This window comes from Halomonas sp. TH-94 (assembly GCF_057473365.1).
Window position 1 is genome coordinate 1 of sequence record NZ_JBYCKL010000067.1, and the last position, 26037, is coordinate 26037.

General features: G+C 63.8%; 24 protein-coding genes. 11 read left to right on the forward strand and 13 right to left on the reverse strand.

What is annotated here, in order from left to right:
* From AC2VNO_RS12970 to AC2VNO_RS12980, 3 genes are all read right to left on the reverse strand, one after another.
* Positions 1–797 (reverse strand): TRAP transporter large permease subunit (locus tag AC2VNO_RS12970; RefSeq protein WP_486934502.1); only part of this gene is annotated, 797 nt, incomplete at its 3' end.
* A 2-nt stretch (positions 798–799) separates the two neighbouring features.
* Positions 800–1324: a TRAP transporter small permease subunit gene (locus AC2VNO_RS12975; protein ID WP_486934503.1), complete on the reverse strand. Its 525-nt coding sequence runs from the start codon at positions 1322–1324 to the stop codon at positions 800–802.
* Between the two features lie 124 nt (positions 1325–1448).
* Complete coding sequence (locus tag AC2VNO_RS12980; RefSeq protein WP_486934504.1) at positions 1449–2558, reverse strand: TRAP transporter substrate-binding protein; 1110 nt, start codon at positions 2556–2558, stop codon at positions 1449–1451.
* A 492-nt stretch (positions 2559–3050) separates the two neighbouring features.
* Between AC2VNO_RS12980 and AC2VNO_RS12985 the strand changes: the two genes are divergently transcribed.
* Entirely contained in the window at positions 3051–3206 is a 156-nt protein-coding gene (locus AC2VNO_RS12985; protein ID WP_486934505.1) for a hypothetical protein, read from the forward strand.
* 3 nt (positions 3207–3209) lie between these two features.
* Here AC2VNO_RS12985 and AC2VNO_RS12990 read toward each other — a convergent pair whose 3' ends face one another.
* A complete protein-coding gene (locus AC2VNO_RS12990) occupies positions 3210–7547 on the reverse strand; it encodes a DEAD/DEAH box helicase (RefSeq protein ID WP_486934506.1) in 4338 nt (1445 codons plus the stop codon).
* Between the two features lie 80 nt (positions 7548–7627).
* The gene (locus tag AC2VNO_RS12995) at positions 7628–8536 is read right to left on the reverse strand and encodes a LysR family transcriptional regulator (RefSeq protein WP_486934507.1); all 909 of its coding nucleotides are present in this window, start codon (positions 8534–8536) and stop codon (positions 7628–7630) included.
* A 106-nt stretch (positions 8537–8642) separates the two neighbouring features.
* Here AC2VNO_RS12995 and trpB point away from each other — a divergent pair, with 106 nt between their 5' ends.
* Complete coding sequence (gene trpB / locus AC2VNO_RS13000) at positions 8643–9848, forward strand: tryptophan synthase subunit beta (protein ID WP_486934508.1); 1206 nt, start codon at positions 8643–8645, stop codon at positions 9846–9848.
* A 20-nt stretch (positions 9849–9868) separates the two neighbouring features.
* A complete protein-coding gene (trpA, locus tag AC2VNO_RS13005; protein ID WP_486934509.1) occupies positions 9869–10690 on the forward strand; it encodes a tryptophan synthase subunit alpha in 822 nt (273 codons plus the stop codon).
* Between the two features lie 54 nt (positions 10691–10744).
* Here trpA and AC2VNO_RS13010 read toward each other — a convergent pair whose 3' ends face one another.
* Positions 10745–11371 (reverse strand): LysE family translocator, encoded by a 627-nt coding sequence (locus AC2VNO_RS13010; RefSeq protein WP_486934510.1) that lies wholly within the window; start codon positions 11369–11371, stop codon positions 10745–10747.
* Between the two features lie 130 nt (positions 11372–11501).
* Complete coding sequence (locus AC2VNO_RS13015) at positions 11502–12398, reverse strand: LysR substrate-binding domain-containing protein (protein ID WP_486934511.1); 897 nt, start codon at positions 12396–12398, stop codon at positions 11502–11504.
* Positions 12399–12558: 160 nt separating this feature from the next.
* On the opposite strand from AC2VNO_RS13015, the gene AC2VNO_RS13020 reads away from it, so the two are divergent.
* From AC2VNO_RS13020 to AC2VNO_RS13040, 5 genes are all read left to right on the forward strand, one after another.
* On the forward strand, positions 12559–13254 hold the full coding sequence (locus AC2VNO_RS13020; protein WP_486934512.1) for an FMN-dependent NADH-azoreductase: 696 nt from the start codon (positions 12559–12561) through the stop codon (positions 13252–13254).
* A gap of 135 nt (positions 13255–13389) precedes the next feature.
* The gene (locus AC2VNO_RS13025; RefSeq protein ID WP_486934513.1) at positions 13390–14343 is read left to right on the forward strand and encodes an OmpA family protein; all 954 of its coding nucleotides are present in this window, start codon (positions 13390–13392) and stop codon (positions 14341–14343) included.
* Positions 14344–14440: 97 nt separating this feature from the next.
* Positions 14441–15385 (forward strand): LysR family transcriptional regulator, encoded by a 945-nt coding sequence (locus AC2VNO_RS13030; protein WP_486934514.1) that lies wholly within the window; start codon positions 14441–14443, stop codon positions 15383–15385.
* A 223-nt stretch (positions 15386–15608) separates the two neighbouring features.
* A complete protein-coding gene (locus AC2VNO_RS13035; protein WP_486934515.1) occupies positions 15609–16187 on the forward strand; it encodes an NADPH-dependent FMN reductase in 579 nt (192 codons plus the stop codon).
* Positions 16188–16234: 47 nt separating this feature from the next.
* Positions 16235–17482: an MFS transporter gene (locus AC2VNO_RS13040; RefSeq protein ID WP_486934516.1), complete on the forward strand. Its 1248-nt coding sequence runs from the start codon at positions 16235–16237 to the stop codon at positions 17480–17482.
* Between the two features lie 125 nt (positions 17483–17607).
* Here the strand turns inward: AC2VNO_RS13040 and AC2VNO_RS13045 are convergent, their stop codons facing one another.
* Both AC2VNO_RS13045 and AC2VNO_RS13050 read right to left on the reverse strand, forming a co-directional pair.
* Positions 17608–18675, reverse strand: a complete 1068-nt coding sequence (locus tag AC2VNO_RS13045) for a threonine aldolase family protein (RefSeq protein WP_486934517.1) — start codon at positions 18673–18675, stop codon at positions 17608–17610.
* Between the two features lie 114 nt (positions 18676–18789).
* Complete coding sequence (locus tag AC2VNO_RS13050; protein WP_486934518.1) at positions 18790–19530, reverse strand: SDR family NAD(P)-dependent oxidoreductase; 741 nt, start codon at positions 19528–19530, stop codon at positions 18790–18792.
* Positions 19531–19634: 104 nt separating this feature from the next.
* Between AC2VNO_RS13050 and AC2VNO_RS13055 the strand changes: the two genes are divergently transcribed.
* Positions 19635–20249, forward strand: a complete 615-nt coding sequence (locus AC2VNO_RS13055) for a TetR/AcrR family transcriptional regulator (protein ID WP_486934519.1) — start codon at positions 19635–19637, stop codon at positions 20247–20249.
* Here AC2VNO_RS13055 and AC2VNO_RS13060 read toward each other — a convergent pair.
* Positions 20242–21828: an MFS transporter gene (locus tag AC2VNO_RS13060; RefSeq protein WP_486934520.1), complete on the reverse strand. Its 1587-nt coding sequence runs from the start codon at positions 21826–21828 to the stop codon at positions 20242–20244. The genes AC2VNO_RS13055 and AC2VNO_RS13060 overlap by 8 nt on opposite strands.
* A gap of 108 nt (positions 21829–21936) precedes the next feature.
* On the opposite strand from AC2VNO_RS13060, the gene AC2VNO_RS13065 reads away from it, so the two are divergent.
* Positions 21937–22740 carry a helix-turn-helix transcriptional regulator gene (locus AC2VNO_RS13065; RefSeq protein WP_486934521.1) on the forward strand — a complete coding sequence of 268 codons (804 nt, stop codon included), beginning with the start codon at positions 21937–21939 and terminating at the stop codon, positions 22738–22740.
* Here AC2VNO_RS13065 and AC2VNO_RS13070 read toward each other — a convergent pair.
* Both AC2VNO_RS13070 and AC2VNO_RS13075 read right to left on the reverse strand, forming a co-directional pair.
* Positions 22710–23114, reverse strand: coding sequence for a VOC family protein (locus AC2VNO_RS13070; protein WP_486934522.1), 405 nt, complete (start codon positions 23112–23114; stop codon positions 22710–22712). The genes AC2VNO_RS13065 and AC2VNO_RS13070 overlap by 31 nt on opposite strands.
* A gap of 4 nt (positions 23115–23118) precedes the next feature.
* Positions 23119–24309, reverse strand: coding sequence for an MFS transporter (locus AC2VNO_RS13075; protein ID WP_486934523.1), 1191 nt, complete (start codon positions 24307–24309; stop codon positions 23119–23121).
* 67 nt (positions 24310–24376) lie between these two features.
* Here AC2VNO_RS13075 and AC2VNO_RS13080 point away from each other — a divergent pair, with 67 nt between their 5' ends.
* Positions 24377–24919, forward strand: a complete 543-nt coding sequence (locus AC2VNO_RS13080) for an Lrp/AsnC family transcriptional regulator (RefSeq protein ID WP_486934524.1) — start codon at positions 24377–24379, stop codon at positions 24917–24919.
* A gap of 7 nt (positions 24920–24926) precedes the next feature.
* Here the strand turns inward: AC2VNO_RS13080 and ada are convergent, their stop codons facing one another.
* Positions 24927–26030: a bifunctional DNA-binding transcriptional regulator/O6-methylguanine-DNA methyltransferase Ada gene (gene ada / locus AC2VNO_RS13085; protein WP_486934525.1), complete on the reverse strand. Its 1104-nt coding sequence runs from the start codon at positions 26028–26030 to the stop codon at positions 24927–24929.
* Between the last annotated feature and the right edge of the window lie 7 nt (positions 26031–26037).

Below are 26037 nucleotides of genomic sequence, written 5' to 3' on the forward strand. Positions count from 1 at the left end.
ATGGTCAACAACAGGGCCCCAACGGCGCCCACCGATGCCGCCTCCGTCGGCGCGGCCACGCCGCCGATGATCGAACCGAGCACGGCGAAAATCAGCAACAAGGGGGGCACCACCACCTTGACGAAGTCCTTGCACAGCTCCAGCTTGCTGACGGAGGCACGCTCCTGCTCGTCGATGGCCGGCACGTCGGCGGAAAAGAAGAAGGCCAGCACCAGCAGATAGGCCAGGTACATCCCGGCCAGCAGCAGTCCCGGCACCAGGGCCGCGGCGAACAGGCTACCCACCGAGAGATTCATGATATCGGCCAGCACCAGCAGCACCAGACTGGGCGGGATGATCTGGCCCAGGGTGCCGGCCGCGCAGATGGTGCCGCAGGCCACCGTCTTCTTGTAGCCTCGCCGCACCAGGGTAGGCAGAGCCATCAGGGTCAGCGTGACGATGGCTGCACCAACGATCCCCGTTGCCGCTCCCAGCAGCACGCCCACGATGATCACCGCCAGGGCCATGCCGCCCGGTAAGCCGCCACATAGGTGGCCGATCACGTCGAGCATGCGCTCGGCTATCTTCGAGCGTTCCAGCATGACGCCCATGAAGACGAACAGCGGTATGGCGAGCAGGGTGTAGTTGGAGACGACGCCGTAGATCCGCGATGGCAGCAATTCAAACAGCCATCCATCGAAGCCGATGAAGCCGAAGACGAAGCCGACGAAGGCCACCACGAAGCCGACCGGGATGCCGGTCATCACCAGGACGAAGAAAGCCACGATCATGGCCAGTGCGTAATATTCCAGTGCCATGCTCAGGCTCTCCCGGCGTAGTGTTGAACGAGGCGCCGGCCGTTCTCGAGCGCCTGGCGAACCGACTCGGTCGCCACGAAGATGAAGCCGATCACCACCAGTGACTTGGGTATCCAGCGCCAGGGCAAACCGGAAGAGTTCGGCGAACGCTCACCGCGAATGAGGGAGGTCTCGGCGAAGGGAAAGCTGTAATAAATGATCAGCAGCGCACACGGCAGCGCAACGAGCAGCGCAGCGACGAGGTTCAACCACAGCATGCCAACCGGGCTGAAGCGACTCGACAGGATGTCCACACGCACGTGGTCGTCGAATTTCATGGCATAGGCGATGCCCATCATCGCCATGACCGACAGCAGATACCACTCCAGCTCCTGAGCCCACACCGCGCCCAGGCCGAAGGCATAGCGACTCAGCATGTTGCCGAATATCAGCGCAATCATGATGAGCATGGCCGTACAGCCGATGAAACCGGCAATGCCAGTAATGCGCTCGAGCATGCGCTCGAGCCAGGTACAGAAACGCAGCATCTCAACTCCCCCTCTGGGCGGGCACCCAGCGGACGTCAAAGGTGGGGTAAGCGCGACCCGGGTGGGTCTGGAAGGAAAGCGCTCGGCCTTGCTGACTTCGCCTCAGCCGAGCGCCAGACCAACGTCAGATCATGCCCTGACCGTAGCGGCTGATGGTGTTGGCGAAGACGGCCTCGCTGTTGGCATGCCAGCCGTCATGCTTCTTCTTGAATTCCCAGAAGCTGTCATTGATGCGCTTGACCAGCGGGTCCTTGTTGGCCTCGGTCGTGAGTATGTCGCGGGTAGCCTCGAACAGCGCCCGAATGACATCGTCGGGCAGGGTCTCGAACGTCACGCCGTGATTGTTGACCAGATCTTCCAGCGCCTCACCGTTCTGAGCCTCGATCCAGGTATGGGAGGTGATGTTGCAGGCCGCGGCCGCATTGTGAAGCACCGCCTGGAGATCGCTGGGCAAGGACTCGTAGGCGTCCTTGTTGACGATGACCTCGGTGGTGGTGGAGGGCTCGTGCCAACCCGAGGAGTAGTAGTGCTTGGCCGCGTTGTGCAGTCCCAGAGCACGATCGAGATAGGGTCCCACCCACTCCGCCGCATCGATGGCACCGCGCTCGAGCGCGGAGAATATCTCTCCGCCGGGCAGCAGGCGGGCGTTGGCGCCGATGGCGTTGTAGACGTCGCCGGCCAGCCCCGGCATACGGATGTTGAGGCCGCGGAAGTCCGCCACGCTGGTCACCGGCTCACGGAACCAGCCCACCGGCTGCGCGCCGGTACAGCCCACGGCCAGCGGGATCAGGTTGTAGGGTTCGTAGGTTTCCTTCCACAGTTCGTAGCCGCCGCCATGGGCCAGCCAGGCATTGAAGCCCTGGAAGGTCATGCCGAACGGCACGGTGGTGAAGTACTGGGCGGCAAACGACTCCCCGGCCCAGTAATAGGAGCAGGCATGGTTCAATTGAACTTGCTGGCCCCGCGAAACGGCATCGAAACCGTCGAAGGCGGGAATGAGTTCGCCTGCACCGTAGACTCGGATCTTGATACGTCCACCGGACATATCTTCGACCCGCTTGGCGAAATCCGTGGCAGAACCCGGCCCCGACTGGAAGAACGGAAAGCCCGAGGGCCAACTGGTGGTCATGCGCCAGTTGAAAGTTTCCTGGGCCTTGACGATGCTGGGTGCCATTACGGTCCCCACCGCAGCAGCACCGCCGTATTTGAGGAAGTTACGCCTGTTGACGCTCATTCTAATACCTTCTCCCGGCGTGCTCGTCTATATGCAAATATAAAAAAGCAGCGCGCTCGTTTGTTTTAATCATGAGACGTGAGCTGGTCAGAAAACTGACCTTGGGAGAATAAACCGATAAAAGGAGAAATAAATCCGAGAGGTTGCGCAAAGCCTACTACTGTTATTACTTAGTCATAGATACGGATAGGGCATCCGTAGAACTACTTAGGAACTACTTAGCGCATTAGCCGTAAGTATATTCCTGAAAATATATTTCATTAAATCCATGAAAAAAGCAACAGGCAAGGACACGATACGGCTCGACGACCGAGCGCAACGAAGCGCCAAAATCCCCCGGTGCCAGCGAAGCGTTAAAACTTAACCGCTCTTCGTAGGTCAAAGCATTTGTCGGCCAGAGAGAAAGCTGCCACTCTGAATTCGTAGGCACACTCTCGTAGGGACATCGAGCGTCCCGAGGGTCGCCCTATCCACTCATAGGAGGACATGCACATGGGCATCATCGAGTCACTGACCGTGGGCGTGGCCGCAGTGGCATTGCTGGCCTTGACTCACACCATGGCCAAGCAGCGGCGTCCCATCCGCAAGGAAGCGCGTATCGAGGAGCATGAGCGCAAGCCTGACCGGAAACGCACGCGGCGCGACTGATCGTCAGCGCATCGTGAGTGCAGCCCCCGGCACCTCGAGTGTCGGGGGTTTTTCATATCCCGGCCCCCGCCGTAACAGCTGTTGCACCTGCCACTTCTCCTCGGCGGGCAGCGTCTCCAGGAAGTGGACTTCGCCATTTTGCAGCATCGCCTCCGGCACGCCGTCGCGGTAAAGCAGGCGATTGCCTGAAACGGCCGGGAGTCGCTGCCCAGGGGCGATAATGCCCACCAGGTTGAGGGGGTCGGCACCGGCCACCACGACCCGCGTACCGTCCAGCTCGCGTCGCCGCATGGCCTTGAGGGCCCCCACTGCCTCGACCAAGGCAAACTGCTCACCGACAAACTGCTGCACGAAACGTCCGCCGCGAATCTCTCCCCGCGCCTCGAGACGGCGATAGACATACAAGAGTTCGCGCCATGGCGGCAGCGCCGGTTCGCGTTCAATCACCCGGCGAAACACCACGCCATAGCGCTCGAGCAGCACCCAGGCAATGTGCTCCAGGCTTTCCATATCGGTCTTGATGCGCCGCTTTTCGCTGGACGGTTCACGCTCGGGCGCCGGTAACCACGACCAGCGTCCGGCGGCATCCACCCCCGGCGCATGACGCCGCCGCCTTCGTCCACTCACGGCTATCGGCGGACGCTTGTGTGCCGGGACGATTAGCGCACGCAGTCCGATAAAGCTGTCGGATGTGACCAGCCCCCAGGAAGCCAGCTCGCCTAGCGCTTCCTCGACCTGGGTGCGCAGCATGCGCGTGGGACCGAGCAGGTCGGCGAAGAACATCGCCCCACCGCCCTGCAGCGCCTCGAGCACCTGGCGCGCCCCACCGGAGAGCGGCAGCGACTCGACCACCGGTGCCGGCGCGGCCTGGCGCCAGTCGCCCAGCGCCTGGCGGTCAACCAGCGCAACCGGGGTGTTGCGCAGCGGCCCGGGGCGCTGGCGTTCGTCGCCCTCGGCGATTCGAGGCGGCAGCAGGCGCAGCCAGATGAAGCGCCCGCTGGCCAGCAGCTGGTCGAGCATGTGAGGCGAGAAATCCGCTATCCGCGCCGGCAGCACGTCGCTCTCCCACGCTCCCGCGGCAACGGGAAAACCCTCCAGGCGCTCCACCGCTCCAGCCAGCGCCTCCGGGCCCTGGGACCGCTCGGCGAGGCCGTGCCAATCGAGCAGGAAGCGCAGGTAGTGCTGAATGCTCACCGGTTCGATCTCGGCCCGGCGGCGGTCGATGGCATAGCGGTGCATGCGCGCCAGCAGGCGACGCTCGCACCAGGCCACCTCGCTGCCGCCAAGAAAATTTCCTTGCAGCACGAAACCTTCGACCTCCAGGCGAGCCAGCGCCGCCATGCTGCGCTCCAGTGAGACGCCGAGGGGAACGGCCAGAGTTGCCGCGGACACCGGCCCCAGCGTTTCCAGGCGCGAGCGCATCAGTTCTAGCAATGCTTCATCGGGCGTTGCCGGCGCCTCGCCCGCCGCTTCGATGGTCGGCTCGAATGTGGCCTGGGGATGGATGAGGAGCAGCTCGCCCAAGCGCTCCGCCGCCACCCAAAGCGGTTCACCGCCGGGCGGCGTGATGACGGTAGCGCGACGAGTCGCAGCAAGCGTGGCGAACCATGAGCGCCAGCCGTCGTCGGCCTCGGCGTCGGTAACGAAGCCGCTCATGACCATGGCGTCGTGCAGCTCATCGGCATCCCGTGGCGCAGGCCAGGCCTCATCGCGTACGCGTGCCACCACTTCCGGGGCGTAGCGCGCCGAGGCGGCGGCATCGGCGACGTCGAGCATATCCCCGGTGCGCACGCTCATCGTGCGCCGCTCCTCCTGGGCGCCGTCGTCGAGGAAAGCGTAGGGCCGCGCATTGACCACTTCTTCCGAAAGTGGCGAAGGCACCGCCAGGTCGCGACCGCTGATGTCGATCTCGCCGGCTTCGAGGCGAGCCAGCAGCCACTCCAGGCCGTCGATATCCATGGCCTCGGCAAGACAGTCGTGCAGGGTCTGGGCGACCAGCGGATGGTCGGGGATCTCGCGTGCGCCGGCGAGGTTTTCGGCACAGGCGAGCTGGTCGGGAAATACCACCGAGAGCAGGTCCTCGGAATCCTGGCGCTGCAGTTGCGGCGGGCGCCGCTTGCCGTTGCGGGTGCGTGGCACGGCGAGCCCCACCGAGGCGTTCCAACGCCAACGCAGGCCGAACATCGGTGCATCGAGCAACGCCTGGATCAGCACCTCGCGCACCGTCTTGCTGTTCAGATAGGCCCACACCTCGTCGAGCGGAAAGCTGTGGGTCGGGCCCAGCGACAGCACGATGGAGTCCTCGAGTGCCGCCGCCTGCAGTTCGAAGTTGAACTTGCGACAGAAGCGCTTGCGCAGCGCCAGGCCCCAGGCGCGATTGAGCCGCGAACCGAACGGCGAATGCAGCACCAGGTGCATGTCGCCGGCCTCGTCGAAGAAGCGCTCCAGCACCAGGTGGCGCTGGGTGGGAAGCCGGCCCAGCGCCACCCGCGCCACGGCGAGATAACGCACGAGCTGGTCGGCTGCGGCGGGCGTGAGGCCATATTCGGTCTCCAGCCACTGCTGAGCGTCGCTCTCGTCGCCCTGGGCCAACTCCCGGTCGAGCCCCTCGCGCAGTCGCGAGACGGCTTGCGAGAGCTCAGCGGTGCGCGCCGGCGCCTCACCGAACCAGAACGGGATACTCGGCGGCGCGCCGCGGGCATCCTCGACGTAGAGTTTGCCGGTGGCCAGCTTCAGGATACGGTAGGCCTGGTTGCCGAGCTGGAAGATATCGCCGGCCATGCTCTCGAAGGCGAAGTCCTCGTTGACGGTACCGACCCGAATCTCTTCGGGCTGCAGGATGACGTCATAATCGAAGTGATCGGGAATCGCCCCGCCGTTGGTCAGCGCGACGAGCCGAGCATTGCGCCGCGGCCGCAGGCGGCCGTTGACCCGGTCGCGGTGCAGGTAGGCACCGCGCCGCCCACGCCGGGTGGTATAGCCATCGGCGAGCATCTGCACCACCGCCTCAAAGCTCTCCTCGCTCAGCGACCGGTAGGGCCAGGCAGCCCGCACCCGCTCGAACAAGTCGGCCTCCTCGGCCTCCCCTGCCCCGGCAACCTCGGCAACGATCTGCTGCGCCAGCACGTCGAGCGGCCCTTCGGGGATGTGCAGCCGGTCGAGTTCGCCGGCCTGTACCGCGCCCATGAGGGCAGTGCACTCCACCAGATCGTCGCGTGTCAGCGGGAACAGTCGCCCCTTGGGTACGCGCCCCACGCCATGGCCGGAGCGCCCCACTCGCTGCAGGAATGCCGACATCGAGCGCGGCGAACCGAGCTGGCAGGCCAGGTCGACGTCGCCGATATCGATCCCCAACTCCAGTGACGCGGTAGCCACCAGCGCACGCAGCTCGCCCTGCTTCAGGCGCTGCTCAGCCTCCAGGCGATGCTCGCGTGCCAGGCTGCCGTGGTGCGAAGTCACCCACTCCTCGCCCAGGCGGTCGGCCAGATGGCGCGCCACCCGCTCGCAGACGCGCCGCGTGTTGGCGAAGATCAGCGTGGTGCGATGCTCGCGCACCAGCGCCGCCAAACGGTCGTAGACCTCCTCCCATACCTCGTTGGCCATCACCGCGCTAAGCGGCGAGCCGGTCACTTCGATGGCCAGATCACGCTCGCGCACGTGGCCGGTATCGATGACGGTACAGTCGACGCCACTGGCGAGAAACGCCGCCACCGCCTCGACCGGCTTCTGTGTCGCCGACAGGCCGATGCGCTGCGGCGGGCGAGCGGTGAGCCCGGCCAGACGCTCCAGCGACAGCGCCAGGTGCGAGCCACGCTTGGTGCCGGCGACGGCATGAATCTCATCGACGATCACGGTGCGCACCGTCGAGAGCATCTGCCGACCCGACTCGGAGGTGAGCAGCACATAGAGCGATTCCGGCGTGGTCACCACAATGTGCGGTGGGCGCTTGCGCATGCGCTCGCGTTCCGATGACGTGGTATCGCCGGTACGCACCCAGGCACGGAGCTCAGGCGCCTGCTGCCCCGCAGCCGTCAACACCTCGCCGATGCCGGCAATGGGCAACTGCAGGTTGCGCTGGATGTCGTTGGAGAGCGCGCGCAGCGGCGAAACGTAGAGCACCACGGTCTCGTCGGGCAGTTCGCTCTCGAGCCCACGACGCACCAGGCCATTGATGGCGGCAAGGAATGCCGCCAGCGTCTTGCCCGAGCCGGTGGGCGCAGCGATCAGCACATGGCCACCACCGACGATGGCCGGCCAGGCGCGCGCCTGGACCTCGGTGGGCGCACCGAGATCGCGTTCGAACCATTGGCTGACGGCGGTGTGGAAGACATCGAGCGGCATGGGCGCTCCGGGATATCGCTTTCCTACAACGTAATCGAGGGTTGGGCGAAACGCGATGCCCTTCCCCGGGAAGAAGGCAATTACTGCGGCAAGAGCATGGCGTTCAATTCACGCTTGAGCCACTCGATGAGCCGAATGCTGCTCCGCTGATTGCCACTGGGTGAAAGCCACAGACATAGCCGAGCGGGTGTCTCGACGAATCCCCACGGTGCCACGAGGCGTCCCTTACACAGGTCACCCTCGACCAACAGCCGGGGCGCTATCGCCACGCCCAATCCCGCCACCGCCGCCTCCATCAGATAATAGAGATGATCGAAGCCCTGCCCCTCGGCCAGCGCCTGGTCGAGGCGTGCCGGGTCGAGCGCCTGTGCGTTTGCCCACTGCAGCCAGGCCTGTGGCCGCGAGGCGGTATGCAGCAGCTTGGCGTTGAACAGCGTTGCCGGCTGCGCCGGATCGAATTGAGTGGCCAACTGCGGGCTCGCTACCGCGCAGATATGTTCTTCGGCAAGCTCATGCACCTCTACCTCAGTGGGCCACGGCGGTGCGGAAAAAGTCAGCGTCGCGCTAATCTCATCCTGCCCAGGCGTGAACTCACCCTCCCCCGATACGACATGCAGCTTGAGTTCGGGCAGCTCACCATGAAGATGATCGAGCCGGGGAATGAGCCAGCGCGCCAGGAGGCTGCCCGAACAGGCGAGGATGAACGGCGCCCCCTCGACGTCACGCTTCAACTGCGCACAGCTCTCGCGCAAGCGGACGAATGCCTCGCCAACGCCGCGCTGTAGCCGCTCCCCGTGACTCGTGAGCTCCAGGCCTCGACCCGCCTTTGCAAACAGCGCTACGCCGAAGTGTTCTTCCAGGCTACGCAGCTGACGGCTGACCGCCCCGTGAGTCACGCTGAGCTCATGGGCAGCAGCCGTGACGCTACCCAGCCGTGCGGTGGCCTCGAAAGCGCGCAGAGCGCTGAGGGACGGCATCGAATTAAGCATTGATCTGTGACCCAGGCTCACATGTAGCGCCCATCTTATCGATTTTTCGCCACCCCTGTCTGCGCTAGCTTCGTTGAATGTTCTCCCATGACCTTCGAGGTAGCCCATGATCGAATACTCGATGCAGCCTGATGCCGATGGCTTGTTCGGCCGCTTCGGCGGTCGCTTTGTGCCCGAGACGTTGATGCCGCTGATTGCCGAGCTTCAGGCCGAATACGATGCGGCCCGGCGGGATACCGAGTTCCAGCGTCAGCTCGCCTACTTCCAGCGCGACTACGTTGGCCGACCCAGCCCGCTCTACTTTGCCGAGCGTCTTACCGAGCACTTCGGCGGGGCAAAGATCTACCTCAAGCGCGAAGAGCTCAACCATACCGGTGCGCACAAGATCAACAATTGCATCGGCCAGATCCTGCTCGCCAAACGCATGGGCAAGACACGCATCATTGCCGAAACGGGCGCCGGCATGCATGGCGTCGCCACCGCCACCGTAGCGGCACGTTTCGGCATGCCCTGTGTCGTCTACATGGGCTCGACCGATATCGAACGCCAGCAACCCAATGTGTTTCGCATGAAGCTGCTCGGCGCCGAGGTCATTCCGGTGACGACGGGCACGGGCACGCTCAAGGACGCGATGAACGAGGCACTGCGCGACTGGGTCACCAACGTCGATGACACCTTCTACATCATCGGCACCGTGGCCGGGCCGCACCCCTACCCCGCCATGGTGCGTGACTTCCAGGCGGTGATCGGGCGCGAGACCCGCGCGCAGATTCTCGAGAAGGAAGGTCGTCTACCCAACTCCCTCATCGCCTGCATCGGTGGCGGCTCGAACGCCATGGGATTGTTCCACCCCTTTCTCGACGACGAGACGGTCAAGATGATCGGCGTCGAGGCCGGCGGCAAGGGCGTCGAGACCGGCATGCACGCGGCGAGTCTCATCGGCGGTACGCCCGGCGTACTGCACGGCAATCGCACCTACCTGCTGCAGGATGGGGACGGCCAGATCATCGATGCCCACTCCATCTCTGCCGGGCTCGACTACCCCGGTATCGGCCCGGAGCATGCCTGGCTGCATGAGCAGGGGCGCATCGACTACGTCTCGATCACCGACGACGAAGCGCTCGAGGCGTTCCAGAGTTGCTGCCGTCAGGAGGGAATAATTCCGGCGCTCGAATCGGCCCACGCCCTGGCGGAGGTCGCCAAGCGAGCACCGACACTGCCCCACGACCACATCATGGTGGTCAACCTGAGTGGGCGTGGCGACAAGGACATGATGAGCGTAGCCCACCATCTCGGCGAGAAATTCCAATGAGCGCCGCCAAGGAGAGCCCCATGAACGATGCCACTCGCTTCGACCAGTGCTTTGCCGCGCTAAAGGCGGAGGAAAGGCCGGCCCTGGTGACCTACGTCACCGCCGGTGACCCCGACTTCGAGACCTCACTGGAAATAATGAAGGGGCTACCGGCGGCTGGCGCCGACGTGATCGAGCTCGGCATGCCATTCAGCGATCCCATGGCCGACGGACCCACGATCCAGAAGGCAGCGCTACGCGCCCTCGCGGGCGGGCAGAACATGACCCGGACGCTCGAGATGGTGCACGCCTTCCGCCTGCAGGATACGCAAACGCCGCTGGTGCTGATGGGCTATTACAACCCCATACACCGCTACGGTGCGGCGCGATTCCTGGAGGATGCCGCCCGTGCCGGTGTCGATGGCTTGATCGTGGTCGACCTGCCGCCCGAGCATGACGACGAGCTGTGCCTGCCCGCCAGGGAGTACGGCATTGCCTTCATTCGCCTCGCCACCCCGACCACCGACGCCAAGCGGCTCCCCCGGGTGCTGGACAATGCCTCGGGCTTCCTCTATTGCGTCTCGGTGAACGGCATTACGGGTGGTAGCGCCCCGGCGCTACAGGATGTCGAGCGCATGGTGGGTCGGCTGCGCGAGCATAGCCACCTGCCGATTGCGGTCGGCTTCGGTATACGCACTGCCGCACAGGCGCAAGCGATTGGCCGATTCAGCGATGCCGTGGTGGTCGGCTCGGCGCTGGTAGAGCGCATTGAAAGTGCCGAGACACGCCACGGCGCCGTCGAGGCGGTTCATGGCCTGGTACGTGAACTGGCCGCTGGCGTACACCGGGCTGCCAACACGTAGAGCGATTTTGGAAGCCTAGGCTTTGTTGGCATTCAGCACCGGAGATTCCTCAGGTCAGGCCGGCCGTCTGGCCAGTAGCGCCCATACCCCCGCGCCCGAAAGCAACGAGCCACCCACCAGATGGAAGCCGCGCTGGGCACGAGGCGTGGAGAGCAAACGGCGGGCAGTAGCGGCAAAGAGGGCGTAGCAGGTAGCGTTCAGCGTGGCCAGCGTGACGAAGGTGGCGGCCAGCACCCACAGCTGCGGCGTCACCGGCATCTGCGGATCGAGGAACTGCGGCAGGAAGGCCACGAAGAACACGATGCCCTTCGGATTGAGCGCCGTGACCAGGTAGGTATTGCCGAAGAGCTTCCAGCGCGACACGGGTTCCGCCGAGGCGAGCTCGACGCTGGTGCTCGCCCCGGCACGCAGCAGCTTGATACCCAGGTAGAGCAGATAGAGCCCGCCGATCCATTTGACCGCGGTGAACCAGAACGCCGAGGTGGCCAGCAAGGCACCGAGGCCCAGCAGCGACATCGCCAAGGCCGTGGAATCCCCCAGGGCGACGGCGGCCACCAGCGGCAAGTTGGCACGTCGCCGCGAGGCCAGCGAGTAGCTCATCACGGTGAGGATCGTCGGCCCAGGAATTGCCAGCATCACAGCGGAAGCGGCAACGAAGGCCAGCCAGAGCTCGATATTCATCTGCGTTGTCTCTCCATTGGCGGGGCCGGATCGACGTCACGCGAGCTGTCATGCCGGCACATTCCACAAGATGACCGGTCCTGCCCTTCCCGACAAGTACGACAATGCGATCCGGCTCCACGGAGAGCATTCAGCCCATAACGCCCTGATGGGCAAAGGCTCCCCGCAGCCACTCGGCCACCCGCTCCAAGGCAACGTGGCCGGCGAAGCGCCCATGCCGGACCAGTTGATAGCGAAGCCCTGGCAGCCGCGGGCCGAAGGGTACCTGAAGCACGCCGCGCTCGAGTTCATCCCTTACCAGGGTCTGGCTCAGCAGCGCCACGCCCTGCCCGCCAATGGCAGCCTGGATAGCGTGGCTCTCGTCGGAGAAGGTAAGGCTCGCGCCCAAATCGGCAGTGGTGCCGCCCACGGCCTGGCACCAGTGCTGCCACGAGGGTAACCCCAGCGACGGGCTGTACCAGTCGAAGACGATATGCCGAACGCACTTCAGGTCCTCATACACGGCCAGCCCCAGCCGCGGGCTGGCGACCAGGACAAAGGTGTCGCTGGCCAGCACCTCGGCCTCGTGCTCCGGGTAAGGCCCCATGCCGTAACGAATCGCCAGCGACGCACTGCGCGACAGGTCCAGCGGCGCTTCGCTGGCATGAATGCGCAAGTCGATATCGGGGTGTCGGGCATTGAAGTCGGCCAGCCGCGGCAACAGCCACTGGCTGGCAAAGGCCGCCGTGCAGGAGAGCGTGACGCTGCCGCCGCTGCCCTGCTCACGCAGCGCTTCCAAGGCTTCCGCAAAGGAGTCGAAACCACGACGCAGTACCGGGAACAGCTGCTCCGCGGCCGCCGTCGGTACCACCTGGCGGGTGCGTCGCTCGAATAGCGCCACGCCCAGCAGCGCCTCCAGCTCACGCACCTGATGGCTGATGGCCGCCGGCGTCACGGCCAGCTCCTCGGCGGCCCGTTTGAAGCTGCGGTGGCGCGCCGCCGCCTCGAAGGCGCGCAGTTGCGATAGTGGCAGCGTGCGTCGCTTCACTGACGTCTCCTCGTGAGAACTCAGCCATGCCCAAACTCTTCATAGAAAAATACAGCTAATCCATTTCACAAGAAATGCTCGTTTGTCAGCGATGCACCACGGACCGATGCTGTCTCTCACGCACCAACCCAAGATGAATTCTACTTGCCAGGAGAGACTCATGACCACGCTACTTCACATCGATGCCAGCGCCCGCCCCGGTCGTTCCGGAATCGATCCCCACGGCTCCCATTCCCGCCGCCTCAGCGCACGCTTCGTCGAACAATGGAAACGAGCCCGACCTGACGACCGCATTCTCTATCGTGACGTGGGACAGCACCCGCCTCAGCCGGTCAGCGGAGAGTGGATTCATGCCGCCTTCACCAAGCCGGAGACGCGCGAACCCTGGATGCATGACGTCCTGGCCGAGAGCGATGCGCTGGTCGACGAACTGCTGGAAGCCGACGTGATCGTTGCCGGCGTGCCGATGTACAACTTCGGCGTGCCAGCAGGCTTCAAGGCCTATATCGACAATATCGTCCGGGTCGGGCGTACCTTCGGCTTCGACCGCTCACGCCAGGGGCTACCCTACTGGCCGATGCTGACCGAGATGCACAAGCGGCTGGTGGTGTTGAGCGCCCGAGGCGACTACGGCTATGCACCGGGCGAGCGCATGGCCCACACCAACCATGTCGAGCCGCACATCCGCACTGTGTTCGGCTACCTGGGCCTCGATGACGTGCACGGCATCGCGGTAGAGTACGACGAGTTTGGCGACGAGCGCCTGCAGGCCTCTCTGGCCCAGGCCGAGCAGAACATCGACGCGCTGGTCATGGCATGGGCGAAGAATCTCGAGGAGGATCTGGTCGACGCCTGATAGCGGACAGGCCACGCTCGGCGTGGCCTGTAACTCACACAGATGCACCAGGCACTGGACAGGAGCAGCGGATACGGCGATAAAAATGCACCCTAGGCTAGGTACGCAACAATAACGACAATCAGGAATCCTCAGATGGAACTGAAGCGACTGACCAATCTCACCGCACTGCTGCTTGCCTGCTCGATGCCCGCCATGGCCGATATCGAAGGCTCCGCCGACCATCCGCTACTCGGCCGCTTCGGCGATGCCACCATCAGCGCCTACCAAACCTCCAACTACGATGCCGCGACGCTGCCCAGTGGACCGATCGCGGATGCCAGAGCAGTCGACAACCAAATCGAGCTCGAAGGCCGCGTGACCCGCATCGGCTATCGACTTCCAGTCGAGCATACCGCGTTCGAAGTCGGCAGAAACTATGAAGCCACCCTGGCCGAGAAAGATTTCGATATCCTCTTCAGCTGTGCCGGGCCCACCCAATGCGGGCGGGGGTTCAGCCGCTACGTGCTCAACGAAGGGGTGGTCTTCCCGCCGGCCTTCGACCGCGCCGCTTTCAATGACGATTCCCGTGCGCTGCTGGCCATGCGTGCCGACGAGCAAGGTACGGCCCACGTCTTCCTCTACATCATGGAAGACCGATCGAATGACCGCACGCTGGTCCGCCAGTTAGTGGTCGAGAGCGAGCCGCTGCAGCTCGGCCAGATTAGCGTCAAGGATGCCGGCGCCCTGCAGGCTGCCCTCGATACAGACGGCAGCGTAATCGTCGATGGCATCTTCTTCGCCACCGACAGCGCCACCATCGAGGCAGAGTCGGCCGAAGCCCTCGACCAGATGGCCGAGCTGCTGCGCAGTGCACCGGAACTCGCCGTTCATATCGTCGGGCATACCGACAATCAGGGCAGCCTCGACTACAACCTCGAACTCTCACAGCGGCGCGCCAATGCCGTCGTCGAAGCCCTGAGCGCTCTCGACGGCATCGACGCCGCCCGGCTGGACGCCCGCGGCGTGGCCTCGCTCGCTCCCATCGCCAGCAACGCCAATGAAGCCGGCCGCGCCCAAAACCGCCGGGTCGAATTGGTATTGCAGTAAGGAGACAACTTAGCTCGCTTCGGGTGCTGCCGATCGGTCGTTGAGCCTATACAGGGGAGTGCTATACGTTCGCAGAGAATGATCGGAGGAATCGAACATGTTGGACGGCCTGACGCTCGATCAGATGCGCGTCTTCGTCACCGTCGCCGAGACCGGCAGCTTCCGCGCGGCGGCGATGCGGCTGTCGCGGGTGCAGTCGGCGATTAGCCATGCCATTGGCAATCTCGAAGCGCAGCTTGAGGTGGAGCTCTTCGACCGTTCCGGTCACAGGCCAAGGCTCACCCCCTCCGGAGCGTCACTTCTGGCAGATGTCAGGGCGCTGCTGATCAAGGTCGACGCGGTGCGCGCGCGGGCGCGGGGGCTGGGCCAGGGCGTGGAACTGGAGATCACCGTGGCACTCGACCCACAGTTCCCGTTACCGGTCCTGGGGCGCGCCCTCAACGCGCTTTGCGAAACCTATCCCACGGTCACCTTCCGTATTCTCTCGACGCCGCTTGGGGCATCGTTTGAAGCGTTGCTGGAAGGTGAATGCGATCTGGCGATCAGCGGAATCGACTTGATCAATCCGGCGATCGAATTGGAAGCGCTGACGACAGTCAGACGTGCCGCCGTTGTCGCGCGAGGCCATCCGCTCGCGCAGACGGTCGGCGCACCACTCAGCACGACTACGCTCGCCGATCACATCCAGGTGGTTGGCGAAGATCCGTCTGCGCTCACAGGCAAGCGCGACTATGGCGTGGTATCCCCGTCGCGCTGGCGGGTGGCGGACAACCTTACGAAGAAGACGCTGATCCTGTCGGGAGTCGGCTGGGGCAGCCTCCCGCTCTGGATGATCGAACGCGAGCTGCACGAGGGTGATCTCGTTCGGCTTCCGGTCGCAGCCTTCTCCGAGGGCGGCGAATCAATGACGCAGACCTACCTTGCCCGCCGCATCGACCGGCCTCTCGGTCCGGCGGGCGCCGCCTTCCGCAAGGCGCTGCTGGACGCCCTATCGGCCTGCTCGTTGGAGATCGATGCAATAGCTGCGGCCAGGATCAGTTGATCGACTGACCGCAATAGTCCAATCCGATAGATCAAGATGATCCATCTTTTGTCAGTCCCGTGAATCACCAAGCTGTGGCATAAAACTCCTACGGAAGCACCGCGCACCTGAGCGCACAGACTCCTTCATCCCGACATCGACCACACGTTCCCCGCCAGAGCTTCGTTCCGGCGGGAACGACACGCCATTGCCCAGCGGCAGGACCAACAAAGGAGAGAAGACCATGAATGACACGCCCATCCGCCTCGCGATCATCGTCGGCAGCAATCGTGAAGGCCGCTTCGCACCAACGATCGGCAAGTGGTTCCTGAACCATGTGAAGGACAGCCAGGAGTTCGAGGTCGATTACATCGACCTGGCCGACCTCAACCTCCCCGCGATCCTTCCCGCAGAGCTGGATAACGACCTCAATGCATACACCGCACGGCTCGACGCGGCCGACGCCTTCGTGATGGTCGTGCCGGAATACAACCACAGCTATCCGGCTTCGCTGAAGCAGGCGATCGACCTCGGCTACGAAGAGTGGCGAGCCAAGCCGGTCGGCTTCGTAGCCTATGGCGGTTTCGCGGCCGGCGTGCGCGCGGTCGAGCACTTGCGCGGCGTCATGCCCGAGCTTCATGCCGTTACCCTGCGCGACACGGTCAGCTTTCAGAACCCGCGGGACCAGTTCGACGAGAACGGCCAGCCACGCAATCCGACCGGCTGTGCCGCAGCGGCGAACACGATGCTGCATCAACTCAAATGGTGGGCCAAGGCGCTGCGCACCGCACGCCACTCCGTACCCTACACGGTCTCGGCATAGGCACGGTGGGGAGAAAGTCACAGCACGAACAGACGGAGCGCACGACAATGCCCGCAACGCAATACTCCCAATCGAACCCGCCGCGGCAGGCGGGATGGAGCACGGTCTTCATCATCGCTGGCACAGGCGTGGTCTCCGCCTTTCAGGTTGGCAAGGCGCCGATGGCGCTCGGCACCGTCCAGCTCGATCTCGGCCTCAGTCTCGTCGTCGTCTCGTGGCTCATATCGGCCTTCGCGATCGTCGGGGCCATCGTCGGGGCGCCTGTGGGATTGGCGGCCGACCGGATCGACACCAAGCGCATGGTGGTGGGCGGGCTGGCGCTTCAGGCGCTCGGCGCAGGGCTCGGTGGCGTTTCGACCGGCGTCGAACTGCTGATGCTCTCTCGTGTCATCGAGGGGCTGGGCTTCATGTCGGTTTTCGTGGCCGGACCCACGATGATCTTCGCCATCGTTGCCAGGGGGATACAGGATCGCGCTATCGCGGTCTGGGCTACGGTCATGCCGGTAGGGATGACCGTGGTGATGCTCGCCGCGCCACTCCTGACCCTGCTCGAATGGCGTGGCTTCTGGCTGCTCAACTCGGCGATCCTGCTCGCCTATGCTGTCTTCTTCGTCTTCGCCATCCCATCGCAGAAGGTGGCGACTGCTCACGTCCAACGTATCGGCTCGCAACTGAAGCAGGCGCTCGTCGCACCCGGGCCATGGGCGCTCGCCACTATCTTCGCCGCCTTCTCGGCTGCCTTCTTCGTGGTGTTCGGCTTCCTGCCCTCACTGCTCACGGAACGGTTCGAGCTCGGCCCGGAACTGGCCAGCACGGTCTCAGCCATCGCCATCGCAGCAAGTGGTATTGGCAATCTCGCCGCCGGCTTCCTGCTCGCTTCGGGCCGCCAACCACTTCATGTGCTGGCGGCGGGCTTTCTCGTGATGACGCTGTTCGGTTTCGGCGTGCTGGCTGCCGATCTTTCCTGGATCGCGATCGCCATCTTCGCGGTGCTGTTCGCTTTCATGGCCGGCCTGATCCCAGTCGTGCTGATGGATAGCGTGCCCCGCTTCGCGCCGCGCCCCGAGCTTGTGGGAGCGACACTGGGCCTCGCCATGCAGGGCAACAATGTCGGAATGCTGGTCGGCCCGGCCGCCGGGGGCGCGCTGGCCGCAAGTCTCGGCTGGACGAGCGTGGCGGTCGCCATGGCGCTCGTCTCGGTCGCCGCCGTCCTGCTGGCGCGCTCGGCCTTCACGAACGCTGACTACGCCGACTCCCGTGCCCGGTCATGCGGCTCGACTCCCGGCAACCGATAGGGGCCCTCTGCGAGGCGGTGCTGGCACGCCTAGCCTCTTCCGCTGGCCCCTATCGCCGGCAACACCAATGAAGCCGGCCGCGCCCGAAACCGACGGGTCGAGCTGGTCTTGCAGTGAACGCCTGGTTAGCGCTTGAGCTCCATAGAGAACTGCCATATGGCATCGATGATATCGTCGGGAAGCATTCCCAGTGCCGAGGTACCAATGTGCACCTCGAACATGGCTAGCCCTTGATACGGAGAAGGCCAGGCCGCGTCAAATAGCCAGATTCCTTTGTTGGCGGCTACTCTATCGCGCGCCTTGTGCATCTCTTCGACAGAGGCCTCGAAGATAACCTGGAAGCTAGGCGTGCATGGTTTCTGTGGATTCACCCTGATCACGCCTTCCACTTCGGCGATACGCTCGGCCAGAAGGCTTGCTCGTTCAAACAGAGCTGGCACGCGGGGTAGCATCACCTCAAGTCCTTGCAAGGCAGCAAGTGCATATGGAAATTGCCGATACAGATTCTGTCCCAAGCGGTGTTGCCAGATACGTGCTTCTGCGATGAAGTCCGCGGGGCCAAGTAGTGCCCCACCCGCAAAGCCTCTCAGTACTTTATATAGCGACACGTACAGCGTATCGAAAGGCGCAGCTATCTCGGCCAGCGTGCAGCCATAACCCGGCTGCGCCTCCCAAATACGCGCGGCATCGGCATGCAGCGGAATACCTTGCGATCGTGCATGATCAGCCATGTCCCTCAGCTCATCCAAAGGAATGGTCACACACCCGAGCGGCCGTAAAGCAAGCTCTATCACCGCGGCACCGAGCGGCTCCTGAATCGCCTTGAAGTCCTCAACGGTGGTCTGGCAATCATAAGCGCCTAGCTTCGTGCTCTGTAAGCCGAATAGTTCGCTATATGCCTTCGCCTCCCACTCTTCAATGTGCGAGCGGGGGTGAATGGCGATACGGTTGCACTGGCGGCGTTGGGACCAGATCTTCAGGGCAATATTTTGGGCCGCTTTGCCTGAGGGCATGAAGACGGCCGCCTCATGGCCCAATAGTTCGCATAGGCGTGCCTCAAGCTTCTCGGTTACTCCAATGCCATGACGGTCCATGGGCATATCTGCCGCGTACTCAGCCAAATTCAGCAGAGCATCACGGCAAGTCGAAGGGACATCGTAAGAGAGCGGACGCGGCAAGGAAGCTTCAACCATATTGGTCCTATCATTCTTGTGGTTACAAATTACAAGAATTCAGTGTAGCCGGACACACGCAATGCCGTGGGTCAAACTGTCACAGTAATAAAGCACACGCCCGAGCCCGCTTCGCTAGATATTGGCACCGCCGTCGATGGTGAACTCGGCGCCTGTCACCGAACGCCCTTCCGGGCCCGCCAGCCAGGCTACCAGGCCGGCCACGTCGTCGGCCTCGTTGTAGCGGGGGATGGCCATCAAGCTGCGCTGGGGGTCGGAGAGCTCGCCGTCGGCGGGGTTCATATCGGTATCGGTAGAGCCCGGATGCACGATATTGACGTTGATGCCGCGCGGCCCGAGATCTCGTGCCAACCCCTTGGTCAGCCCCACCAACCCCGCCTTGCTCATGGCATACAGGCTGATGCCGGGCCAGGGAACACGCTGGGCCAGATTGCTGCCGATGGTGATGATGCGACCGCCCTCCGGCATATGTCCTACCGCCGCCATGGCAGCCACCACCGGCGCACGCAGATTGATCGCAATGGTGCGATCCAACTCTTCCAGAGTCACTTCCTCTATCGTTCCGGTCGGGAAGATGCCCGCGTTGTTGATCAGGATATCGAGGCTGCCGAATTCGGCCACCGTACGCCCGACTGTAGCTTCGAGCGCTGCGTCGTCACGGTTGTCGGCACGAATCGCCATAGCAAGGCCGCCCGCCGAGACGATCTCGTCCACCACCGACTGCGCCAGGGCTTCGCCGCTGACGTAGGTCACGCAAACCTTCGCTCCATCCTCTGCCAGACGCCGGGCAATGGCGGCACCGATACCCCGACTGCCACCGGTAACCATCGCTACCTTTCCGCTGAGTCGCTGCATGTCTCGCTCCAATTATATAGTGATCGATACAAAAAACAAGATGGCTGGACGCGCAAGCATCTGTCAAGATATTTTGTAGCTATCGATACAAAAAGGAGTGGAGCATGCCCCCACGTGGCAGACCCCGCGGCTTCGACAGGGAAGAGGTCCTACGCCGTGCCATGGAAGTGTTCTGGGCCCAGGGCTACGACAGCGCCTCGCTTGCCGATCTGACCGGGGCCATGGGCATCAACGCACCCAGCCTCTACGCCACCTTCGGCAGCAAGGAGGCACTGTTCCAGGAAGCGGTGGCACTCTACGTACGCTCGGAAGGCAGCGGTATCTGGGAGCAGGTGGAGACGGCGCCGACGGCACGTAGCGCCATCGAGCAAGTGCTGCACGCCACGGCCGAGGCCTTCACGCGTGGCCCTGCTCCACGAGGCTGCATGATCGTGCTTGCCGCCCCGCAGATGCAGGGTGCCAACCCTCAGGTCTGCGATGCCTTGAAGTCGCACCGACAGGCCAATGGCTGCCTGTTGGAGCGCCGCCTGAAGCGTGCCGTCGAGGAAGGCGAGTTGCCCGCGTCTACCAACTGCCGGGCAATCGCCAATTATTACGTCACGCTGCAGCACGGCATGTCGATCCAGGCTCGCGACGGCGCCTCACGAGAAACGCTGCAGGCCATTGCCGACTGCGCCATGGCGGGATGGAATGCGCTGACGACCGACGGAACTAGCTGAGCGTACATGGCTCGCCCTTCTCGGCTGGATGTTCCTGAACTTCCTCTCCTATCGCCCCGACATGGCGCAGGCTGACGATGGAGACCACCGCCAGCGCCAGGATGGCGATACCACCCACCGTGGCGGTCACGTTCAACCCCGCGGTGAAGGCCTGCTGGGCTTCCAGCAATACGCCTGCAGGCAGGCTCTCGCCGGCCGAAACGGTGGCCCAAAGGCTCTCCTCCACGATGTCCGCCGCCTCGGCAATTTCACCCTCGGCCATCATCGCGCTGACCTGAGCGCGATAGACGAAAGTGGCCAGGCTGCCCAGCAAGGCCACACCCAGCGCAACGCCTAGCTCCTGCACCATCTCCGACATGGCCGAGGCCGAACCGGCCTTCTCCGACGGCGCCGCGCCTACCACCAAGTCCGTTCCCAACGCAGCGATGGTCCCCAGGCCGAGATAGACCAGCGAGAACCCAGCTATCGCCAGGCCCACCCCACTGGCGTTGACTTCGACGGTGGCCAGCAGCCAATAACCCAGCGTAGAGAGCGTCAGCGCGGCTCCCACCACATATCCCGGGCGTATACGGCGGGCGAGCAACGGCGCAACGATGCCCGCCAGCACCATCATCAACGCCGGCGGCCCCATCCAGAGCCCCGCCGCCAACGGCGTGAGCCCTGCCACCAGCTGCAGGTATTGGGTTACCAGCAGCATCACACCGGAAACGCCCACTAGGCCAACCAACAATACGATCAGAGCGGCACTGAACGTGCGGCTACCGAACAGACGCATGTCGAGCAATGGATCGGCCAAGCGCTTTTGACGACGCACGAAGGCAAGCGCCATTACGCCTCCCAGCAGCAGTGCCAGAAGCGAAACGGGTTCGAGCCCCGCCTTGGCGATCTCCTTTACGCCATACACAGCTGGCAGAATCGCCGCCAGCGAGAGCAGCACGCTAGTGAAATCCAGCGGTCCACTGCGCTTCGCACGATACTCCGGCAGCAAAATCGGTGCCGCAATCAGCAGTACGACCACCACGGGCACCGCCACCAGAAAGGCGGAGCCCCACCAGAAGCGCTCCAATAACACGCCGCCGACTACCGGTCCCAGCGCCATGCCCAGAGCGAACATGGTGGCCCACACGCCGATGGCCAAGGCGCGCTGACGCACATCGCCGAACATGTTGCTGATCAGCGCCAGGGTCGACGGCATCAGCGTCGCACCGGCAACGCCAAGCAGCGCACGTGCGGCAATCAGCATCGCCGCGTTAGTGGAATAGGCCGCGATCACCGAGGTAATGCCGAAGGCCACGGCACCGATCATTAGCAGCCGGCGTCGGCCGATACGGTCGCCCAAGGTACCCATGGTGATCAAAAAGCCGGCGATCATGAAACCGTAGGCATCCATGATCCACAGCGCCTGGGTGCTGCTCGGCTGCAGATCCGCCGCCAGGGCGGGCAAGGCCAGATAGAGAATCGTGACGTCGAGGCCGAGCAGTACCGTGGGCAGCGCCAGCACCGCCAGGCCGGCCCACTCCTTGATACCCGCCCGCTGCCGGGCGAGACGCGAGCCTGATACTTCATTGAGGGAAACCATGCCGTGCCTCCTTTCCATAGGGTTGGCATGGTAGTCTTGGCCTATCTTAATAGGGGTACAATATAGCCACTTATCCTATTACCAGAAGTAATTGCATAGGTTAATAACATGGGCGGACGCAGCCTCGACCGAACCCGCAGCGAACTCACCGACTTCCTGGTTCATCATCGCAACAAGCTGACGCCGGCCGACGTCGGCCTGCCCAGCACCGGACGACGGCGCACCCCGGGGCTGCGCCGCGAGGAAGTGGCCACCCTCGCCGGCGTGGGACTGACTTGGTACACCTGGTTCGAGCAGGGGCGCGACATCAACGTTTCGGAGAGCTTCCTGCTCAGCGTTTCAAAAGCCCTCAAGCTCGACGATGCTGAGTGCTGTCATCTGTTCCTGCTCGCCCACCGCCGCCCGCCACCGGTGGAGGCCTACCAGTGGCAGGAAATTCCGCCCCTGGTGCAGACGCTGATGGACGACATGCCAAGGCCTGCCTATGTGATGAACATGCGCTGGGACATCATCGCCTGGAATGCCGCCGCCGATGCCCTGCTCGGCCTCGGCGACAAGGAGCCCGGCGAGCGCAACATGATGCGCCTGCTGTTCGCCGACCCCGCACTACGTAGGCGCCTTCCCGACTGGCATCGGGATGCCTCCCGCCTGCTGGCCCAGTTTCGCTGCGACCTGGCCGCCGCACCCGAGGACCCCGCCATGCAGGAGCTGACAGAAGCGCTCTCCAAGCTGTCGCCGGACTTTCGCCGCTGGTGGGGACAGCCCAACCATGAAGCCTACCGCTACGGCATCGGCACGCTCGTCGACGCCGACTCAACCCCGAGGGAGTACGAACACGCCATGCTGCTGGTGGACGAGCATCGGCATCTCAGGATGGTGGTTTACTTCTCATCCTCTGACTCATCCGGATAAACGACAAACGCCAACTTGTTGCCATCGCAGTCGCGAACATAGGCTGCATAGAAGCCTTCGCCGTATTGAGGCCGGTATCCCGGTGCCCCTTCGTCACTGCCACCGTTGCTGATGGCAATTTCATACAGCCTGTCGACCTGTGCCGGTGCGGCGAACTGAAAGGCCGTCATGGTGCCATTCCCCACACTGGCTTCCTGACCATCGAAGGGATAGCCGACAAAGAAGCGAGGGAAGTCGAGAGCGGCCTCTTTGCCGTAGGAAACGCAGGAATCGTCTTTCCAGCAGACGTCCCAGCCCATTTCAGCGAATAGTGGATCGTAGAATTTCAGCGCTTTCTCCAGGTCCCGGGTTCCGACCATGGTGTAGGCGATCATGCCGTTATACCTCCTTTGCCGACGTATCATGCTCCGAAAGGCAGCGTAGCTCAGCCTGCTTTTTACGCCACTGCCCCAGCGCCCAGCCCAGGGCAGGCAGCACCAGCATTGCCGAGGCCCAGGCGCAGGCGGCAAAGCCGAAGTGGGTGAAGATCGGCCGGTAGAGCAGCGCACCGACGAAGACGCACAGATAGGTGATGGCGCTATACAGCCCCATGATGGCCCCACGCTGCGTCGGGTCGATCTCGGCAAGTTGGCGCATGAGCAGGTTCAAGCCGAGATGATTGGCCACGCCCCAGGCAAGACAGAGCGCCAGCATCACCAGCGGAAGAGCAGCGGCCGCCATCAACCCCAGGTAGACCAGCATCAGGCCGGCAAAGGTGGTACCGGCGGCGGCGGTCGCACCGTAGCGGTCGACCAACCGCCCCAACGGTGCGGCGGCGCCGAAGCCCAGGCCATAGATGGCAATGGCCAGCCCGGCGAAGGACGTGGGAAGCTGCAGAACCTCGCCCAGGTACGGGCCGAGAAAAGTGTACAGGCCGTAAAACGCCGTCATGTAAGCCGCAACGTTCAGCAGTACCGGGTGAATGCCGGGGATTCGCAGTGCCTTGAAGGCGGAACTCGGCGTTTCACCGCCCGCTCTTGCCCCCCAGTTGCGGCAACGCGAGATCCCCAGCCCCAATCCTACGGCGGCCAGCGCCAAGAGGGAGAAGACGGCACGCCAATGCAGCAGATCGGCCAGCAGCGCCGCCAGGCCGACCCCGACCACCAGGCTCAGCGTCCATCCCGTGAGCACGAAGCTCAGCGTCTGGCTCTCGCGCCCCTTCTCGGCCACCTGCGCGGTGAGGGTGTAGATCGCCGGCAGCGCCACGCCCGCCGCCAGGCCGGCCAGCGCCTGGGCGGCAATCAGCGTCCACAGCGCCGGCGAAAGCGCAGCAGCGCCCAGGGAAGCCGACAGCACCAGCAGCGCCCGCATCAGGGCACGCTCGGCGCCGATGCGATCGCTCAGCGAAGCCAGCAGCAGCGCGCTGCACGCAGTGGCCAGACCATAGAGCGCCGCGGCCGTCACCACATCGGCAGCGCTGCGGCCCGGAAATGACGCCGCCACCGTGGCGGCGATGGGGCTCAGCGCCAGCGAATTGGCACCGATCACGGCAATGGCGGCGGTCAGCAAGAGAACGCGACGAGAGAACACGGCTCGCTCCATATGAGGTTCGACATTACCATTGAAGAAAGGAATGACATTCGGAGCAACGTCGAAAATGCCTAACCATGAAAATACAGAAATCGTTCGGGACAAGGAACGGGAAGCCCGGCCCCTGGACACTTTCGACCGAAAGATATTAGGCGAACTGGCCGTGGACGCCGGGCTCAGCTATGCCCAACTTGGGAGCCGCGTCGGCCTTTCGGCTCCAGCCGTACACGAACGGGTGAAGCGTCTGCGAGCCTCGGGACGCATCCGCAGCACGGTGGCGGTGCTGGACGGCCCCGCCACCGGGAAGCCTTTTCTGGCCTTCGTGCATGTCGATACCACCGGCGGCAGCAAGAGCCGTACCTTCAGATCACTGGCCGAATTACCCGAATTGGAGGAGATCCACTCGGTGGCCGGCGACACCTGCACCCTGCTCAAGGTGCGCTGCGCCAGCAGCCGGGCGCTGGAGGGCCTGCTCGCTCGGCTCTACGCCATGCCGGGCATCAAGGCCACACGCAGCTATGTGGTGCTCTCCACCTATCTGGAACGCACGCCCCAGGCGGGCATCACCGAGGCGCTGGAAGAACCGCCCATGGACGAAGTTCAGCGATGAAACCCGTTCATTCATGCTGCAGCATGGCAGCATCCGCCAGTGGCGCCTCACGTTCGAGCAGCGTGCGCTTGCGCTCCACGCCCCAGCGGTAGCCCGAGAGCGCCCCATCGCTACGCACGACCCGGTGGCAGGGGATGGCAAGCGCAATGGTATTGGAGGCGCAGGCCCTGGCCACGGCGCGCACCGATTTGGCAGAGCCGATTCGCTCCGCCAATTCCGCATAGCTGATGGTAGTGCCGACGGGAATTTCGGTCAGCGCTTGCCATACCCGCTGTTGAAAGGCGGTTCCTCGAATATCCAAAGGCAGTGACAGCCCGACACCCGGCGCCTCGACGAAGCCAACCACCTTGGCAACCCAGGTGTCGAACTCCTTACCCCCGGGGATGAGTTTGGCATTGGAGAAGCGGTCCTGGAATTCCAGCAATAGTTGCTCCGGATCGCTGCCCAGGGAAATGGCGCAAATGCCCTTTTCGCTGGTCGCCACCAGTATCGTACCCAGTGAACATTCGCCCAGGGCGAAGCGAATCTCCATACCCTTGCCTCCCGTACGGTAACGTTGCGGCGTCATACCGAGCATATGAGTCGATTCTGCATAGAAGCGCCCACTGGAATTGAAGCCCGCTTCGTACATCGCCTCGGTGATCGTCTCATGCTGTGTCATGGCCTGGCGCACACGATCCGCGCGACAGGCGACGGCATAGGCCTTGGGTGTGAGCCCGGTGATCGACTTGAACACCCGGTGGAAGTGAAAGCGGCTCAAACCGACGGCTTGCGCCAGCTCATCGAGAGAAGGCAGGTCATCGGCGGCTTCGATGAGCCGACAGGCGCGGGCAACGCGCTCGGCATGACGCTGCGCCAGCGAGACCTCTTGAGGTTGGCAGCGCCGGCACGGCCGATAGCCGGCCTGCTCGGCTGCCGACGCGTCGGCATGGAACTCCACGTTCTCGCGGCGTGGCCGACGGGATGGACAGGTAGGGCGACAATAGATCCCGGTGGTGCGCACCGCGTAGACGAAGGCTTCGTCCGCCTCGGCATCGCGGGTCAGGACCGCCGACCATTTCGCCTCATCGGAATCGAAGGTGGCAAGTGACTCAGTGGATGTCTCGCTCATGACGGGC